Source organism: Pandoraea thiooxydans (genome assembly GCF_001931675.1).
GTDB classification, from domain to species: domain Bacteria; phylum Pseudomonadota; class Gammaproteobacteria; order Burkholderiales; family Burkholderiaceae; genus Pandoraea; species Pandoraea thiooxydans.
Map to the genome: position 1 here is coordinate 3848213 of NZ_CP014839.1, position 16332 is coordinate 3864544.

17 protein-coding genes are annotated in these 16332 nt (G+C 62.1%); 6 read left to right on the top strand and 11 right to left on the bottom strand.

What is annotated here, in order from left to right; all coding sequences use genetic code 11:
* Positions 1–119: 119 nt before the first annotated feature.
* A complete protein-coding gene (locus PATSB16_RS17745) occupies positions 120–2360 on the bottom strand; it encodes an NADP-dependent isocitrate dehydrogenase (protein WP_047215371.1) in 2241 nt (746 codons plus the stop codon).
* Between the two features lie 279 nt (positions 2361–2639).
* On the opposite strand from PATSB16_RS17745, the gene PATSB16_RS17750 reads away from it, so the two are divergent.
* Positions 2640–4211, top strand: a complete 1572-nt coding sequence (locus tag PATSB16_RS17750; protein ID WP_052892742.1) for an alkaline phosphatase family protein — start codon at positions 2640–2642, stop codon at positions 4209–4211.
* A 612-nt stretch (positions 4212–4823) separates the two neighbouring features.
* Positions 4824–5153 (top strand): hypothetical protein, encoded by a 330-nt coding sequence (locus tag PATSB16_RS17755; RefSeq protein ID WP_156884806.1) that lies wholly within the window; start codon positions 4824–4826, stop codon positions 5151–5153.
* A 410-nt stretch (positions 5154–5563) separates the two neighbouring features.
* On the opposite strand, the gene PATSB16_RS17760 is transcribed toward PATSB16_RS17755, so the two are convergent.
* The 3 genes from PATSB16_RS17760 to PATSB16_RS17770 form a co-directional block, all read right to left on the bottom strand.
* A complete protein-coding gene (locus PATSB16_RS17760; protein ID WP_047215375.1) occupies positions 5564–5950 on the bottom strand; it encodes a bleomycin resistance protein in 387 nt (128 codons plus the stop codon).
* 339 nt (positions 5951–6289) lie between these two features.
* Positions 6290–6904 (bottom strand): SagB/ThcOx family dehydrogenase, encoded by a 615-nt coding sequence (locus PATSB16_RS17765; protein ID WP_047215376.1) that lies wholly within the window; start codon positions 6902–6904, stop codon positions 6290–6292.
* Between the two features lie 248 nt (positions 6905–7152).
* Positions 7153–8061, bottom strand: coding sequence for a LysR substrate-binding domain-containing protein (locus tag PATSB16_RS17770; protein ID WP_047215377.1), 909 nt, complete (start codon positions 8059–8061; stop codon positions 7153–7155).
* A gap of 99 nt (positions 8062–8160) precedes the next feature.
* Between PATSB16_RS17770 and PATSB16_RS17775 the strand changes: the two genes are divergently transcribed.
* Entirely contained in the window at positions 8161–9096 is a 936-nt protein-coding gene (locus PATSB16_RS17775; RefSeq protein WP_047215378.1) for a DMT family transporter, read from the top strand.
* A 247-nt stretch (positions 9097–9343) separates the two neighbouring features.
* Here PATSB16_RS17775 and PATSB16_RS17780 read toward each other — a convergent pair whose 3' ends face one another.
* The 7 genes from PATSB16_RS17780 to PATSB16_RS21215 all read right to left on the bottom strand — a co-directional run bounded on the left by PATSB16_RS17780 (position 9344) and on the right by PATSB16_RS21215 (position 14540).
* The gene (locus PATSB16_RS17780) at positions 9344–9739 is read right to left on the bottom strand and encodes a hypothetical protein (RefSeq protein ID WP_047215379.1); all 396 of its coding nucleotides are present in this window, start codon (positions 9737–9739) and stop codon (positions 9344–9346) included.
* Between the two features lie 281 nt (positions 9740–10020).
* On the bottom strand, positions 10021–10779 hold the full coding sequence (locus PATSB16_RS17785) for a hypothetical protein (protein WP_047215380.1): 759 nt from the start codon (positions 10777–10779) through the stop codon (positions 10021–10023).
* 192 nt (positions 10780–10971) lie between these two features.
* Positions 10972–11778: an SDR family NAD(P)-dependent oxidoreductase gene (locus PATSB16_RS17790; protein WP_047215381.1), complete on the bottom strand. Its 807-nt coding sequence runs from the start codon at positions 11776–11778 to the stop codon at positions 10972–10974.
* Positions 11775–12653: a glutathione-dependent disulfide-bond oxidoreductase gene (yghU, locus tag PATSB16_RS17795; protein ID WP_047215382.1), complete on the bottom strand. Its 879-nt coding sequence runs from the start codon at positions 12651–12653 to the stop codon at positions 11775–11777. The genes PATSB16_RS17790 and yghU overlap by 4 nt, the downstream gene beginning before the upstream one ends.
* 72 nt (positions 12654–12725) lie before the next feature.
* Positions 12726–13430 (bottom strand): glutathione S-transferase family protein, encoded by a 705-nt coding sequence (locus tag PATSB16_RS17800; protein ID WP_047215383.1) that lies wholly within the window; start codon positions 13428–13430, stop codon positions 12726–12728.
* Between the two features lie 12 nt (positions 13431–13442).
* A complete protein-coding gene (locus PATSB16_RS17805; RefSeq protein WP_052892743.1) occupies positions 13443–14408 on the bottom strand; it encodes a DMT family transporter in 966 nt (321 codons plus the stop codon).
* Between the two features lie 3 nt (positions 14409–14411).
* Positions 14412–14540, bottom strand: a complete 129-nt coding sequence (locus PATSB16_RS21215; protein WP_257786658.1) for a hypothetical protein — start codon at positions 14538–14540, stop codon at positions 14412–14414.
* A 153-nt stretch (positions 14541–14693) separates the two neighbouring features.
* On the opposite strand from PATSB16_RS21215, the gene PATSB16_RS17815 reads away from it, so the two are divergent.
* The 3 genes from PATSB16_RS17815 to PATSB16_RS17825 all read left to right on the top strand — a co-directional run bounded on the left by PATSB16_RS17815 (position 14694) and on the right by PATSB16_RS17825 (position 16115).
* A complete protein-coding gene (locus PATSB16_RS17815) occupies positions 14694–15332 on the top strand; it encodes a TetR/AcrR family transcriptional regulator (RefSeq protein WP_047216721.1) in 639 nt (212 codons plus the stop codon).
* A gap of 142 nt (positions 15333–15474) precedes the next feature.
* A complete protein-coding gene (locus tag PATSB16_RS17820; protein WP_047215384.1) occupies positions 15475–15720 on the top strand; it encodes an AbrB/MazE/SpoVT family DNA-binding domain-containing protein in 246 nt (81 codons plus the stop codon).
* Positions 15717–16115 (top strand): PIN domain-containing protein, encoded by a 399-nt coding sequence (locus PATSB16_RS17825; protein ID WP_047215385.1) that lies wholly within the window; start codon positions 15717–15719, stop codon positions 16113–16115. Before PATSB16_RS17820 ends, PATSB16_RS17825 begins: the two co-directional genes overlap by 4 nt.
* Positions 16116–16332: the final 217 nt, after the last annotated feature.

Below are 16332 nucleotides of genomic sequence, written 5' to 3' on the forward strand. Positions count from 1 at the left end.
GGGGACGGGGAACCGGAGGGGACAGCGCGGGAGCGCACCGGGGTGACCAATGCGCGCCCCCGTCCTAGATTGTGCGGACTCCCACCCACCCCGACGGGCGGGCGGGAGTCAGCCGCGGCTTATGCGGCGTTGACTGCGGCGAGCGCCCGGTTGAACGTCTGGCTCGGGCGCATCACGGCGTCGAGCTTGGCGAAATCGGGCTTGTAGTAGCCGCCGATGTCGACCGGCTTGCCCTGCACGGCAGAGAGCTCGGCCACGATGGCCGGCTCGTTGTCGGTCAGTTGCTGAGCCAGCGGCGCGAAACGTGCCGCCAGTTCGGCGTCTTCGGTTTGCTCGGCCAGCGCCTGCGCCCAGTACAGGGCCAGATAGAACTGGCTGCCGCGATTGTCGAGCTGGCCGGTCTTGGGCGACGGATTCTTGTTGTTTTCCAGCAGCTTGCCGGTGGCCGCGTCGAGCGTGCGCGCGAGCAGCTTGGCGCGGGCATTGCCCGTCTTGATGCCGGTTTCCTCCAGCGACACGGCCAGCGCGAGGAATTCACCCAGCGAATCCCAGCGCAGGTGGTTTTCTTCGACCAGCTGCTTGACGTGCTTGGGGGCCGAGCCGCCGGCGCCCGTCTCGTACATGCCGCCGCCGGCCATCAGCGGAACGATCGAGAGCATCTTGGCGCTGGTGCCGAGTTCCATGATCGGGAACAGGTCGGTGAGGTAGTCGCGCAGGATGTTGCCGGTGACCGAGATGGTGTCGAGCCCGCGAATCACGCGCTCGAGCGTGTAGCGCATCGCCCGCACCTGCGACATGATCTGGATGTCCAGGCCGGTGGTGTCGTGGTCCTTGAGGTAGGTCTCGACCTTCTTGATCAGCTCGGCCTCGTGCGGACGGTACGGGTCGAGCCAGAAAATCGCCGGCATGCCGGAATTGCGCGCGCGCGTGACGGCCAGCTTGACCCAGTCGCGAATCGGCGCGTCCTTGACCTGGCACATGCGCCAGATGTCGCCCTGCTCGACGTTTTGCACCAGCAGCACTTCACCGGTGGCGATGTCGACGATGCGGGCTTCGCCGGCTTCGGGCACTTCGAACGTCTTGTCGTGCGAGCCGTATTCCTCGGCCTGCTGCGCCATCAGCCCGACGTTGGGCACGGTGCCCATGGTGACCGGATCGAAGTTGCCGTTGGTCTTGCAGAAGTTGATCACTTCCTGATAGATGCGGGCGAAGGTGCTCTCCGGAATCACCGCCTTGGTGTCCTTCGGGCGGCCGTCGGCGCCCCACATCTTGCCGCCGATGCGGATCATGGCCGGCATCGAGGCGTCGACGATCACGTCGTTGGGCGCGTAAAGGTTGGAGATGCCCTTGGCCGAGTCGACCATCGCCAGCTCGGGGCGGTGTTCGTGGCAGGCGTGCAGGTCGCGGATGATTTCCTCGCGCTTGGAGCTCGGCAGCGACTCGATCTTGTCGTACAGATTGACCAGGCCGTTATTCACGTTCACGCCCAGCTCGTCGAACAGCTTGCCGTGCTTGGCGAAGGCGTCCTTGTAGAAAATCTTGACCGCATGGCCGAACACGATCGGGTGCGAGACCTTCATCATGGTGGCCTTGACGTGCAGCGACAGCATCACGCCGGTCTTGCGCGCGTCTTCCATCTGCTCTTCATAGAATTCGCACAGCGCCGTCTTGCTCATGAACATGCTGTCGATGATCTCGCCCGCCTGCAGCGCGACCTTCGGCTTGAGCACAATGGTCTTGCCGTCGGCGGTGAGCAGTTCCATCTTGACGTCGCGCGCGCGGTCGAGCGTCATCGACTTTTCGCCGTGATAGAAGTCGCCGTGCTTCATGTGCGCGACGTGCGTGCGCGAGGCCATGCTCCACTCGCCCATGCTGTGCGGATGCTTGCGTGCGTAATTCTTTACGGCGGCCGGCGCGCGGCGATCGGAGTTGCCCTCGCGCAGCACCGGGTTCACGGCACTGCCCAGACACTTCGAATAGCGCTGGCGAATCGTCTTCTCGACCTCGGTCTTCGGGTCTTCGGGGAAATCCGGCACGTTGTAGCCCTTGGACTGCAATTCCTTGATCGCACCGACCAGCTGGTGCACCGAAGCGCTGATGTTGGGCAGCTTGATGATATTGGTGTCGGGCAACTGCGTCAGCCGCCCCAGCTCGGCCAGGTTGTCCGGCACGCGCTGTTCCTCGGTCAGAAATTCGGGAAACTCGCCAAGAATGCGGCCAGCCACGGAAATGTCGCTGGTCTCGACCTGAATGCCCGCCGGCGCCGTAAATGTGCGAATGATCGGCAAAAAGGCGCTGGTGGCCAGCAGCGGGGCTTCGTCGGTGAGAGTGTAGATAATGGTGGATTGCTCGGCGCTCATTGCTTGTCTCGGAATCAGGTCATCGGTGGGAAACATACCCCCGCCGCTATTCAGATCGAGGGCAATACCCGAATTGTGCCTGATTCTGGGCGGGAGGGCGTGGGTGGCGGCAGAACCGCCGAAGCCGAACCGCAGCCCAGCAGCGGGCGTGGCCGCTTTACACGGAGCACCGCCAGGCCTACGCTCCCGCATTGAGATAGTCGTCCTGGCGACATATTCAATGCCGCATCGGCCCGGCGGCTCGGCGCGGCGCCGGGCAACGCCCAAACAGGAGAACCCATGGCAACCGCAGCGAACAGCGCCTCCCCGATCAAGCATGTGTTTGTGCTGATGCTCGAGAACCGGTCGTTCGATCATATTCTCGGGTTCTCGGCGTTGACCGGCATCGATGCCGAGACCGGCGCACCCACCCGGGCGAACGGCATCGACCCGGCCGCGCCGCCGACCAACCCCAATCCGCGTCGAGCCAGCGAACCGGTCGCGGCCAACGCCAACGGCACGCCCTTTCAGCTCAGCAACACGCACAAGGACCCGGGGCACGAGTTCGAGAACACGATGACCTGCCTGTGCGGTGCCGGCGCGTGGGGCCCGCCCAACGTCGACGCCAACGGCAAACTCGTCGGCAGGTATCCGGCAGCGGCGCCCGGCAAGGCCAACAGCGGCTTTGTCGCCAACTACGCCGCGTGCGGCTCGGATCGGCCGGAATGGGCGATGAACAGCTACACGCCGGCCCAGTTGCCGGTGATCAACGCGCTGGCGCGCGAATTCGTGGTGTGCGACGCGTGGTATTCGTCGCTGCCGGGCCCGACCTGGCCGAACCGCTTTTTCGTGCACGCGGCCTCCTCCGGCGGGCTCGATGCCAGCCCGAGCGACGGCGCGACGATCGAAGACTACGTGGCCGGATTCGACCTGCCCAACGGCACGATTTTCGACAAGCTTTCCGCCAGGGGCTTGAACTGGAAAATCATCGAGGGCGATTCATTCCCGCAGGTGCTCGCCATCAAAGGCATGACCCTGGCCGAGATGGACGGGCACTTCCACGACATGGACGACTTCGCCGCAGTGATCAACGACGCGGCTTTCGATGCCGCGTACGTATTCATCGAGCCCGACTACGACGTGTCGCACAACTTCCAGGGCGGCAACAGCATGCATCCGCTGGGCGACGTGCGCAAAGGCGAGCAGCTCGTCAAAACCGTGTACGAAACCCTGCGCGCCTCCAGGGTCTGGCAAGACAGCCTGCTGGTGGTACTGTTCGACGAGCACGGCGGATTCTACGACCACGTGGTGCCGCCGATGGCGACGCCGCCCGGTGACGCCGGACCGGGGTCGAGATACAACACGCATAATTTCGCTTTCGACCGCCTTGGCCTGCGCGTGCCCTGCATCATCGCATCGCCGCGGGTCGGCAAAAATGTGATCGACCATCGCCGGTACGACCACAGTTCGATCCCCAAGACGCTGACTCGGCTGTTTGGCCTCGCGGGCCCGTTGACCGCGCGCGACGGCGCGGCAAACAGTTTCGAATCGCTCATAGGCAATCCACCACGCGACACGCCAATGACGCTGCCCGCCCCCGCGTCGGGCCCGCTCGGCGCGGTCACCGAAACCGCGAGCCCGGCCGACGCCTCGGCCACCGGCTTCGCGCGGATCGCGCTGGCCCGCCACCTGAGCGTGGCGCCAGCCGAACAACAACAAGCCATCAAAGACAACTTCCAGAAAAGCCGCGGCGACGCCAATGCCACCTCCGCTTTTCTGAGCACGGCGGACGCGGCGATTCGGCAATGGAAGCAGCGCGGCCGTCAGATGCCGCCGCCGCCAAGCGATGAACAGGCGGCCTCGCGGCCGTGATGGGCGGGGTGATTGTACAGTCCAAAGATGGGGCCAACGTTCGAATACCCTGCTGAGAACGCGGTTGGGCAACGGTAGCTGGCCGAACCCCGACATCCCTCGACCTAGACTAGCTTTTCGGAATAGCGAGGCCCTACTGCATGCTGGATCGATGGCGCGGCAACTTGTCTTGACCATCGTGGTGCTTCCCACTATTCTTCAACCGTTCTCTAAACAACGAGAACCGGGATTGGCGTCCTGCATGAGGCGGCAAAGAGCCGCGACCACATGTGCGGCTTTTTCGCGCCTGGTTTTGCTTTCTATGGCGACTGGGCGGGAGGAGCCGCAAGGCTCGCCGGTGCCTCATCGGTACGCCAACTTCCGTTTCAGTCGCCACCCCTCAATTGGCGTTGGGGGCATTGGCTTGCGCACCGAAAATGAGGCAAACCATGGTTCATCGAACTCTTGCTCGTTCTGAGCAAACCAACTCCACCGCTCCCGAAACCGCTTGCTGTAGCCCGCGCTTGGCAGCACACGCATTTGACGGCTTCATTTCACCCCATGCAACTGGCGACGCGTCCGGCTCAACGGACTTTCGCGTTGACCCACGCGCCAAGTGTCGCGGGGTGCGCCATGGCTAAAATAAACAGGATTCCAATCGATCACGATGCGACCAACCATTGTCAGCCGCGCAACGCCAACGCCGCTCGCTTCGGCTCGACGCACGCCATACCGGGGCCGGTGCTCGAAAGCTTGAACACGGCCTATGATGCTCTGTCGGCAATTCGGGCGATTACAACGGTGTTGACGGCTAGTCATGCGGAGGCAACGCCAGGTGACGAAGGGGCGCATTTGACAACGCATTTGGCGGCAGGCTTGCTGGCGGGTCTTCAGGTAATCGCTGATCTAGCAGGGGATGATTTGTGTCGACTGGCCGATCGCCTGGACGACCTTGGGGATTGACTCGCTATTTGACTGGGTTAGCGCCACCTCCAGCCTCCTGAGCACGGCGGATGCCACGATCCGACAATGAAGGCAGCGCGTTCGTCAGTTGCCGCCGCTACCGAGCTATGAACAGTCGGCCTCGCGGCGGTATCGCAACTCGGATTGGTTGACGATGCGCCGGGCGAGAATTGGCTGAAATGGTCGTGATGTTTGACGCACTCCCGCTTTGACATTGAGCTTTGGCTCGGGCTCGGGCTCGGGCTCGGGCTCGAGCGGGATTTTTGGGCTTCAAGCTCTGTAAAGGGGACGGTGATTTCGCTTATCGGCCCGAAACCGACATACGAGATTTTCGATAACGGCCATTCGAATCAACCGTTCAACGTCTCAGTCGGGGAATTCAGTGCCGCTGCAGCCACGGCGCGCCAGTGTCAGGAATTGCGCAACGCTGGCTTGTCGTTGATCGACTGGCCGAACTTGATCAGGTTGCCGTCGGGGTCGATCACGTAGAGTTCTGCCATGCCCCAGGCCCTTTGCGCGACGTCCTGCAATGTCGGCATCTTCGGCTTCAGTTCCGCGTGAAATGCGTAGATGTCGTCGACACGGACATAGCACGAAGTGTTTTCCGCGATCCGCTTGTCGTCGCACAACCAGAAATGGATTTCCACGTCGCCCCGTGCGGCCATTCCATACGAGAAGTCGTCGAGATGCCGCGTTCTGAACCCCAGCACTTCATTGAAAAATTTCAGTGTTCGCGCAATGTCGAGCGACGCGAGAACAGGGATTGCTTTGCCAAACGCCAGTTCGTTTTCAGCCATGATGTCCTTTTGACATTGGTCGGAGGTCAGCCGCCGCGCCCGTCTGACTGCTGTGCAAGTCGCGCATACATGAGCGCACATGCGTGTTCTGGAATCAAAGTGCCCCCAGAACCTGTGAAACTATCGACTGATTGTTGCCGATTCAGCGACCTGCGTCGACCGGCCCCTCCTGGCCGTATTCTGCCTGATATCTACCGGCGCCTAGTGACCCATCACTACCGTTCAACACCTCGCCAGGTACACGGCGGCTTTCGACCCGCAAGAGACATCTGACGGTCCCCAAAGCGGTCATTCGAATTCGCAAGGACACCTTTATCGGCACGCTCCTAAACGTGCTGCTTAGCGTTCCTTCGGATGACCAACGCAGAACAGCGCAATCGGAACCGTGTGTCTGGGAAGGCCCAAAGCCTCGTTCAGGCGATCGTCGTCGAATCCCATTACAACGACGGCACCTAGTCCCTCAGCAGCTACCGCAAGATACATTTTCTGTGTACAAGCACCGGCCTCGAATTGAACGTACCTTGCACCTCGCATTCCGTCCGGCTGTTGTTCCGCAAATTGCCCGATGGCTTCGTTAAGCCGTGCGCCGACAACAACGACCATCGCAGCATCTTCCAACCATTCGTCGTTAGCGAGCGATGTAGACAGCAAGACGCCATCCGCTAATGGTTTTCCGGTCAAAAGAAGCTGCTGGGATGCGGGTGCATATGCGTAGAATCCCGGCTCCAGCCCTTGCACTCTGCGAACGATAACAAAAAGATCCAGTGGATAAAGAGCGTGCGCCGACGGGGCTGTACGCTTTCCATCATCTGATGTAATGCTTTGACCAGCGGCAAGTATCCGTTCAACGGAACAGAGGCTGAGAGGCAATTCATCATAGAAGCGGATGCTGCGTCTGCGCCTGAGGAGCATCTTCAGATTGTCTGAAGCCTGGTCTACCGCCGACTTTCTCATTTTTCCTCCGGCACGCATTGGCAAGGGTCATATGCTGGTCGAGCTTAGCATCCGCGAACCAGGCTCCCGTTTCGATCGTCCGGTATTGGCCGCCTCCCGCCAGCCACCACCCCGCCATTCAAAATTCGATTCTGTGCCTGCTCTTCGAATCCTTATGCGGCAATCCACGAACCATGGCCACCAGCCGCGCGGCACGATGCGCCGCCGGCATCGGAGCCGACAGCGGTCATGGGGGTGATCACTCACGACTACGGAATGTCACGCCGGACACGACCGGCGGTGATGCTGTCAGTGAACCAGGCCTTGAGCGATTGAACGGCTTGCCTGGGTTCGGCAGTCGCGGGATGGACGAGGTGGTAGCTGGCAGCCAGGGCAAGCGCATGATCGAACGGCTCAATCAGTTCACCGCGAGCCAGCTCCGTTTCCACCAACAGAGGGCTCGTCAGCACAACGCCTTGCGCACGCACTGCGGCGTCGATCGCCATCAATGACTGGTCGAACTGGATACCGGCAGTGGCTTCGATCCGCACGCCGTCGAGACCGCTGAATCGAGCCAGCCAGGCAGCCCAGTGCGGGTGCAGCGTGTTATGAAGCAGGGTCGCCGCGCGAAGATCGTCGGGGCGCTTCAAGCGGTGCTGTTTCGTGTATGCCGGGCTGCAATACGCGCGAGCCTCGTCATCGCACAGCCTTTGAACGGATAGGCGCGTATCTATCCCGTCGAAATGCCTGACCGCGAGATCGACGCCGTCCAATTCGAAGTCGACCATTGCCGTCGTCGTACTCAGGCTCAGCGCGATCCCCGGGTTCGCCTGCAGGAAATCGGCCATGCGCGGGGCGAACCACTTCGCGGCAAAACTCGGCGGCATCGACAGGCGCACGCCGTTACCGCGGCGCTCACGAATGCGGTGGCTTGCGTGAACAAGCTCCGCCAGCGCGGGTTGAATCTGGGCGAAGTACGCGCGACCGTCCTCGGTGGGCGTCAATTGCCGTATCTGGCGCACGAACAGCGCGACGCCGAGCCATTCTTCAAGCTTCTGGATCTGCTGCCCTATCGCGCCGGGCGTGACGTTCAGCTCCCGAGATGCAAGAGTAAAACTGCCAAGTCGCATCGCGGCTTCGAAGGCGGGAAGGGCTTTCAGTGGAGGCGTTGATCTCATAACTCAGTTTTTCTATTGCATACGCGATATTAAATCATTTGTGGAGCATGGTCGTGCGGAACACAATCGGGACTTCATCCGCTTTCCCGGTGCGCTGCCATGAACCCCGCTTATTTCGCTTTCGCCGCCCTCGGGCTGATCTGGGGCACCAATTTTCTGTTCATGAAGTGGGCGAGCGTCGATCTGGCTGCCAGCCAGATCGTGTTCCTGCGCGTGCTTTTCGGCTTCCTCCCGCTACTGGCGGTCGCGCTTTTCAGTAGGGCGCTCAAATGGCGCCATCTCCGGCACGCTCACCACTTCCTGGTGATGTCGCTGCTTGCGACGGTGATCTACTACTATGCGTTCGCGAAAGGAGCCGGGCTACTGTTCTCGAGCATTGCCGGGATGTTGAGCGGCGCCATCCCGCTCTTTTCCTTCCTGTGTGCATGGGCGCTGCTGCGCGAGGAGCGCCCGAACGCGCGAATGATCGCGGGCATCGCCAGTGGATTCGTCGGTGTCCTGCTGATTGCGCGTCCATGGAATGCGCACGCCGCTGGCGTCAACCTGCCCGGCGTCGGCTATATGGTGGCTGGCTCGCTGAGCGTGGGCTGCTCGTTCGTGTATGCGCGCCGCTTTCTTTCAAGCCTGGACCTCTCGCCGCTCGCGCTGTCGACGTGGCAGATCGGCTTTGCACTGGTCCTGATCGGCTGCGTCACGGATTTCCATGGCATCGGGCGTGTGACGGGCGATGCCCGGGCGCTGGTCGGCCTCGTGTTCGGACTGGGTCTGACGGGCACCGGAATCGCATACATCCTTTATTACTTCATCGTCCGACGGCTCGGAGCAGTGACCGCCTCCAGCGTGACGTACATTCCACCGGTCGCTGCAATGTTGATGGGTTCGTGGATCGCGCAGGAACCGATCGGCGCGGTCGAACTGCTTGCGATGGGCGCAATCCTCGGTGGCGTGTTTCTCCTGCAACGTGGCAGGCAAGCACACGCATCCGCAGTGCGCGAACCGAGGAAGGCGACCGACCAGGGACGCCGTGTCGTCTGAACGCTTTCAATACACATCGAGCGGTCAGCGTACCGTTGCCGGGACGTGCTGCAATCGCACACCCCTCGAACGACTGCATTGTCTGCAATAGCGCGTGCCGCCGTGTCTCATAACGCAGGCTCACACGTGACGTGGCGCAGAGGCAGTCCGGGCGAACCAGTCGGTCCGGCAAGCGCTTCGCCGGATGTGCGAACGGCGGCGGGAGACCGTCGCAGGTTGCGCATCGGCCCCCAGAGGCTGCGCAAACTCACTTGCTTGCCGACGATTGCAGCTCGGCCGCAATCTGCTCGAACAGTTGCGATGTCCAGTCCGGTGGATAGTTAAGCGGCGCGAGGATCGGCTTGCTCACGATGGCAACGTCCGTGCTCGAGTCGCTCAGCGGGCGCAGCCATATGGCGATGCGTTCGCCCCAGCTCCACCAGGAAATGCCGTGGGAGACCACGATGCGCCCAGCGGCCGGATCACTTTCCAGCAGGTCGAGCTTCTTTGCCTTCGCCGCAGCAAGCGTGGCGTCGTACACCACCTTGTAGGGTGCCGCGTAGACGCGATGCACGCCCTCTTCCCTGGACGCCTTGACCGATTCGGTGGACGCGCAGCCGCTGAGCGCCAGCGCAAAGATAATTGGAATAAGCCAGACTCGCATGGCAAGCTCCTTCAGTAACCCGCTGTCGCTGTGCTCCCGGGCGACGCGCACACCGTTTCGTTCATGCTACGAGGCTGCTTTTCTCGTCCCTTGAGATAGATCAAGGTTGGCGTTCTACGTGATCTGCCATGAGGTTTTGTGGTTTGCCGGTGTTCGTTTGGCTGACTATCGCAGGCAGCCGTACGTTACAGCGAGGCTTCGTCGATGCGGGCGACAGGAAGGCGTCGGCCTCGCACTCACGATCAGCTGGACTGGATCGCTCTCAACGACTTCCGACGGGTCTATGGTTCAACCTCGACGTCCTGGTCGTCGCCCATCCCATGATCGCCGCCCTGGGAAATGATGGTCACGTAACGCGGGTTACTGGCTCGATAAACGTTGGCATAAATGGGGGTCGCCACGACGCCGGTGCCGCAGGGGAATTTCATCTCCCTGTCGATTCGACCGCTTTTGATATTGACGAGCCGCAAACGGGCCATCGACAACGAACAACTTCCGGAAGACTCGTACACGCCCAGCAATAGATGATCTTTCGTGTGATGCCACATTGGTATTGCAACGATACCGACGATGCGGGGTGACTGCTCACCGGTGTCGTCAAGGCGCCCAACCTGATGCAACGTGATAGGCAGATTATTTTTTCCATCGCGCCACTCGCCCGATGCCTGCGTGCCGCTGATTTTCAACTCGATAGGACAGGGAACGGGGCGCGTTGCCGAAGGGGGCGGCACCTTCGGCGAATCGGCAAAGGAAGCGGGCTCGGTTGCCTCGCACAACTGCATCGTGCCATTGGGTCGACGTTTGCCTTGCAATGGGATGGGAATACGATGGGCATCGTAGTAGTAACTGCCATCGACGCGCCACTGGCCGGGCTCGTTACGGTCGATGTAACCAAAGGTCTGCAGGGACAAGTGAATTGGCTGGCTACCGATCGTGCCGACATAATTCACGACCTCATACCATCCGGCATGGGCCGATGAGCTCGCTACCAGGAAAATCAGCCATAAGGCGATGCGAGAGAAATCTGGCTTGCTCTTCATCGGTTGCTTTCGATTGCCGCCAACAGGCTGGTCTGCGGATTGTCGGCGATCTAACCGATGATGTCGAGCGCCCCGAATGGCCCCATTCTGCCCGACGGCGATCGACGCTTGGCGCGGCCGACGCTCACCCGGAGCCGGATATATCTGTCCGCCTGGGGAGCCGGCACGCCGCTCCCCTATCGCCGATTTTTCTCAGAGCGCCGAATGATCCCGCACCGCTTCTTCGAGAGCGGGCTTCAGCCCAAGGAAGCGCTCGTCGACTGCAGCGGGATTCTCACGGTTGAGCGCAATCATCTGGGCGCGTGTCTCGCCACCGCGGATCACCTCGAAAGCATTCGCCTCGATGCCCTCCACGATGGCCGCGGCCACCGCGGACGCCGGCTCGCGAGAAAAGCCGAGCTCAGGGCCGGCGCGGTTTGATCGCATCATTGGCGTGTCGGTGCCGCCGGGATAGGCAGTCAGCACATGAATGCCTTCGCCCTTGAGCTCGCGCCGCATCGCTTCGCCAAAGCGCGCCAGGCCGGCCTTGGTCGCCGCATAGGTCGCGTAGAACGGCGCACCGATCAGCGCGATTCCGGAGGCAATGTTCACGACCATCGCGTCGCCGCCCGCGCGCAGCGCCGGCAGGGCCGCGCGCGTCAGCAAGATGGGCGCAACCAGATCGACTTCTATCATTGTCTGCAGCTCGGCTTCCGGCGTGTTTTCGAGGCGCCCGGCCCGCACACCGCCCGCATTGTTGACGAGCACGTCCAGGCCGCCGAGCGTGTCCACCGCCTGCCTGATCGTCGCCGCGCGGCCGTCGGGGCTCGCCACGTCGGCGGCCACGCCCGACACGGACGGGGCGGTTTCCTGGAGCTCTCGGACGGCGTTCGCCAGAACGTCGGGCCTGCGGCCGGTGACGACAACCTTCGCGCCCTTCGCAAGCAGCGCGTGCGCCAGCGCGAGCCCAATGCCGCTCGAGCCGCCGGTGATCAGAATGCGCTTGCCGTCGATTTTCATGATTGCTTTCCTTCCAGTTTGTCCTGGGTCGACGTCTCGAAATCGCGCGCGTCGTGACGCTCGCGAAGCTGTCCGGACGGCTCGCCGCTCGTTCTGTTGACCATGCGCCCGCGCTTCACGGCCGGCCGCGCAAAGATGGTCTCGGCCCAGCGCTGAACGTTGGTGTACTCCTGCACCGACAGGAATTCCGCCGCGCCGTATTGCCAGCCTCTGACGAGGCCGCCGTACCAGGGGAACACCGCGATATCGGCGATGGTGTATTCGTCCCCGGCGAGGTACTGGCTTTCGGCCAGACGGCGGTCGAGCACGTCCAATTGGCGCTTGACCTCCATCGCGAAGCGGTCGATCGCATACTCGATCTTCACCGGCGCATAGGCATAGAAATGGCCGAAGCCGCCTCCCAGGTAGGGCGCGCTGCCCATCTGCCAGAACAGCCAGTTCAGCGTCTCGGTCCGGGCGGCGAGCTCTTGCGGAAGAAACGCGCCGAACTTCTCGGCCAGATACAGCAGGATCGAGCCCGACTCGAACACACGGATCGGCTTCGCCCCGCTGCGGTCGAGCAGCGCCGGGATCTTGGAGTTCGGATTGATTTCCACGAAGCCGCTGCCGAACTGATCGCCCTCGCCGATCCGGATCAGCCACGCGTCATACTCGGCACCGGTGTGGCCTGCCGCGAGCAGCTCTTCGAGCATGATCGTCACTTTCACGCCATTGGGCGTGCCCAGCGAATAAAGCTGCAGCGGGTGGCGGCCCACCGGCAACACCTTCTCGTGCGTCGGGCCGGCGACCGGCCGGTTGATGTTCGCAAACGTGCCGCCGCTGGGTTTGTTCCAGGTCCAGACCTGCGGGGGAATATAGTCGTGGGAATCTGCCATGTTCATCTCCATTGTCATCTGGTGCCAACTTAACAGGGTGTTGAAAAACGCAGCGAGTAGTTCAACATCCCGTCAGGCAACCGGGGAATAGTTCGAAGGAAAGAGCGCACGCCGGGTTTCTTCGTCATTGACCTTCTTGAACTCGTGATCCTTGCCGACGGCTCTGGCGCGCGCGACCGCCGGCCGGGCGTCGACCGTCTCGAACAGCCGCTTGAGGTTCGGAAACGAGCCCAGCGGATCGTCGGCCCCCTTGAGTACGCGCGAGGCGCGATCGAGCCATCCCCAGGCCGAGATGTCCGCGATCGTGTAGGTTTCGCCGACGATATACGTGCGTCCTTCCAGGTGATCGTTCAGGACCTGGTAGTGACGCTCGGCCTCGCGTCGATAGCGGTTCACCGCATAGTCGAGCCCTTCGGGCGCGGCAAACTGAAAGTGCACGGCCTGCCCCGAAAACGGGCCAAGACCGGAGGCGAGAAACAGCAGCCACGAAAGCAGTTCGGGCCTGTCTTGTGGTGCACCGAGCAACTTGCCGGTCTTCTCCGCCAGATAGAGCAGGATCGCGGTGGAGTCGAAGACTCGTGCCTCCCCGCCGCCCGGCCCTTCCGTGTCGACGATGGCGGGCACCTTGCCGTTGGGGTTGATCGCGCGGAACGCCTGGGTGTGCTGCTCGCCCTTGCTGGTATCGATGGGCATCGTCTCATAGGGAAGACCGGTCTCTTCCAGAAACAGAGCGATCTTGGCCGGGTTTGGCGTTGGATGAAAATAAAAACGGATCATGGCGGGGTACCCTCAGGTTTGTGACAAGATTGATTCACGGCGCGCGGGCGTGGGCCGGGAAGCAAGCAGCACGCCGAGCACGATAACGACGATCGAGATGCCCTCGGCCAGCGATGGCGTTTCGCCGAGAATGGGGATGGCGAGCATCGAGGCAACAGCAGGGACCAGCGCGATGATGGCGGTCGCAGCGGAGGAGCCGAGCAGGGAGACGGCGCGGTTGTAGGTAATGAGTGCGACGCCGCTCATCAGCACGCCCTGATAGACGACCTGGAGTGCGATCTCGCCGGCAGAGGCAAGGCGCAGCCGGCTCAGGCCAAGGAACAGGTAGAGCGGAAGATACAGTGCGCTCGACCAGACGCAGATCAGCGCGGCGGACTGGATCGGTGTCAGCCCGCTGCGCCGAAACAGCAGCGTATAGATCGCCCACATGGCCGCGGCCGCCGCCAGTGCGAGAATGCCCCAGGCGCTTGGCGCACCCTGTGCCGTTGCGCCCGCGTGCACCAGGCAGCCAAGCCCGGCGACGATCGCCGCATAACCGAGCCAGCGCGTTTTTCCCTGCCGCTCACGTAGAAAGCCCCACGCAAATACACCGGCGAAGACCGGCATCAATGTCGGTGCAACGGAGGCCGCCTGCGCTGCCGAGGTGAGCTTCAACCCGAGCGCGACGAGCAGTACGAAAGGCACGCCCCAAAGCACCGAAAATATCAGCCCTTCACCCCAGGCAGCGGCCGGCAGGCGGGCACCCCGGCGCAACACGGCCGGCGCGAGAAGCAAGGCGCCGACGCCAAACCGCAGCGCGGCAATGTCCCAGATGCGCAGCTCGCGGGTCACGCCGAACCGCGTCACGACGAACCAGCCCGAGAAGATCATGACAGTGAGCGCCGCCCAGGCGAACCCCACCACGCGCGTGCGTGCGGGGCCTCGTCGAGCAGGCGCCGGGTCAGCGGCCGCCACGGCCGATCTGTCAACGCTTGCCATTGATCAGACCGCCCGAAACGATTTCAGAGCGGCGAACACCTCGTTCCTCGCCTCGCCCGGCGCAACGCGCTCAGCCTTGGCAGTGCGACGAAACTCGGCGTTGAAGTCCTCAGACTGCTCCTGCGGTTTCATGAGTCTTTCCCTCCGCGCGCAGCTCTCACGGGTTTGGGCTATCCGAGATTGCATTGAAATCGCGCCTTTTCATTTTATAACGTCCATTCTATAATGCCTCATCGCAGCGACGTTGGCAAGCGCGCTGCGTCACGACATAACAAGGTGACCAAGATGGCGAGGCCAAGGGAATTTGACGAAGATGCCGTCCTTGAGGCGACAATCCAGTGTTTCTGGAGGTTCGGCTATGAAGGGACATCAGTGAAAGACCTCACTGAGAAAACGGGTCTCACCGCAGCCAGCCTGTACAACGCGTACGGCGACAAACGCGGCCTGTTCCGGGCGGCGCTCGATCGCTACGCGGGCGAAAGCGTAGGCAACCGCATACGACGGTGCGAAGCGCTTGCGCCTCTTCAGGCAATCACCACGTTTTTCGGCGACATCCTGCACCGCTCGTTAAATGATCGCCAGCACAAAGGATGCATGCTGGTGAACTCGGCTCTCGAAGTGGCGCCACACGATGCCGAATTCCAGAAAATCATCGCTGGCGTGCTGGCTCGCGTCGAAAGTTTTTTTCACGAGCGCATCACCGCGGGGCAAGCCGACGGCACCATCACACAGTCACTGCCCGCGGACGTTCTCGCCCGGCATCTGCTCGGCGTTCTGATGGGCGTTCGCGTCCTGGCTCGCGTTCGTCCCGAAAAGGCCCTCCTGGAAGGAGTGATTGCACCGGCACTTGCCCTGCTCGGGCGAGCCGATGGCAATGCGAGCCAACCGCTCGCCGGTAGCGATCGGCTCGCGAAGCATCATTGAGGACATGACGCGCGGGCTCGACAGGGTGTTGAACGCATAGCGAGCGAATTGCATGAGAGCGGCCAATCGCGTAGCCGCAGGTTATTTCGCGCTTGCGCTTTGATATTCCTTACCTTAAAGTAAGGAATATCGGAGAAACGTCATGACGACAGCAACCATCACTTCAAAGGGCCAGGTCACGATCCCGGTGGACGTGCGCAATCACCTCGGCCTGGCATCCGGCGATCGGATCGAATTCAGCTTCAATGAGGAAACCGGACGGTACGAGGTCTATCCAGCCACTCGCTCGCTCGCGTCGCTCAAAGGCATCGTGCAGAAGCCCGGCAAACCGGTTTCGATTGAAGAAATGAACCGCGCCATCGCAGAACAGGGGGCATCCGCGCGATGATCGGATTGGATACCAACGTGCTGGTCCGTTACTTCGCACAGGACGACGCACGCCAGGCCCACAAGGCGACGGCGCTTATGGAATCCCTGTCGGCCGAGCGGCCGGGCCATGTCTCGCTGGTCGCGCTACTCGAAATCGCATGGGTGCTTGGGCGCTGCTACAACGTCGAGCGAGACCAGATCAAGGAGATCGTCGAGTCCATGCTCGACACGAAGGAGCTGGTCGTCGAGAATGCGGACACGGTGCGAAAGGCACTTCGGGTTTTCGCGGCGTCGGACAAGGCGGATTTCGCAGACTGCCTGATCGAGCGATCGGGTCACGCCGCAGGATGCGAGCACACCGCGACTTTCGACGTGAGCGCCTCCAGAGTCGTCGGGATGAGGTTGATCAGGTAACGGCGGCACAAGCCGATGCGTCGATTCTGCGACATCGTTCGCCCAACCCCGTCATATCTTCGCCCACCTCGCCTGTCCGCGGCGGTCGTCGCGCCAAGGGGCAATTCGGGACGGCATGCCACGTAGACAACCTTGCAGCCTTTGCCACAAGCGCCACGCGATTCCACCGTCCCCTCGTTGTCGCGTCGAGCCATTTGCCGGAGCCCGCAACATGACC